The 1,062-nt window shown below is 46.8% G+C and carries 2 protein-coding genes and 1 pseudogene; all 3 read left to right on the top strand.

From position 1 onward, the window contains the following. Window positions 1–251, top strand: a pseudogene (locus tag AC3AYF_RS21680) (hypothetical protein); the annotation flags it as partial. 3 nt (window positions 252–254) lie between these two features. Continuing rightward, the gene (ccoS, locus tag AC3AYF_RS21675) at window positions 255–440 is read left to right on the top strand and encodes a cbb3-type cytochrome oxidase assembly protein CcoS (protein WP_487780532.1); all 186 of its coding nucleotides are present in this window, start codon (window positions 255–257) and stop codon (window positions 438–440) included. Beyond that, the coding region (locus AC3AYF_RS21670) for an ABC transporter substrate-binding protein (RefSeq protein ID WP_487780531.1) at window positions 403–1,062 on the top strand (660 nt) is incomplete at its 3' end. The genes ccoS and AC3AYF_RS21670, both read left to right, overlap by 38 nt.

Raw genomic sequence — 1,062 nt, 5'->3', positions numbered from 1 at the left:
CGATAGAAAGTGCAGATATCGTATTGTCACATAATGATTTACAGCAAGTAGCACAGGCCAGGCGCCTGGCAAGTAAAACCTTACGCACAATCAAGCAAAATATTGTACTATCAATCTCTTATAATATAATCATGGTGCCATTAGCGATGATGGCGTTGGTCAGTCCACTTGTGGCCGCACTAACGATGCCAGTGAGTTCCTTATTAGTGATTGGCAATGCAGCCAGAATAAGGCGACTATTTGAGAGGTGAGTAGTGGAAGTTATTTATGGCCTATTGCCCGGCATGTTACTGCTGGGTCTGCTAGGTGTTGGGATGTTTTTTTGGGCTGTACGCAGTGGTCAATATGATGACATGGATGGTGCTGCAAATCGCATACTTATGGATGATGAGCCGATAGTTGATGAAAAGCCAGAAGACGAAGCTACACGGCGTGATTAAAGCGGTAGTTACCAGCATCTTAGTGATGTTTTCTTTAATCTCGATGGCTGCAGAAAAGATTACGGTCGGGATGACCGCTGCTTTAACCGGCCCTTCCGCTGCATTAGGTAAAGAGATGCAGGCGGGCATTGCCAGTTATTTCCACTATGTAAATAGCCAGGGAGGTATTGGCGGACGTAAACTTGAACTAATCGTTAAAGATGATGGCTATGACCCCGAGCGTGCCGGCGCAAATATGCGCTCACTCATTGAAGATGATAATGTTGTTGCCCTCATTGGCAATGTTGGTACACCTACCGCTGTAGTGACCGTTCCGATTGCCAAACAATATCAAACAGTACTGTTTGGGGCGTTTTCTGGTGGTGATGTGCTCAGGACGACGCCGCCAAGTCGCTATGTCATCAATTACCGCTCGAGTTATGCGGCAGAAACCGCTGAGATGATTGATGGCTTATTGCAGTCGGGGATAGAGCCAACACAAATTGCATTTTTTACTCAGCGAGATAGCTATGGCGATTCGGGCTTTCGTGGTGCAAAGCGTGCGCTCGAGCAACATGGTTTTACCGATGTCAGCCAACTCGCCCATGGCCGTTATACCCGTAATACCGTTAATGTTGAAGAT

The organism is Salinicola sp., assembly GCF_982684285.1.
Note: the sequence above shows the minus strand (reverse complement) of the source record. Positions and strands in the feature narration are given on the sequence as shown.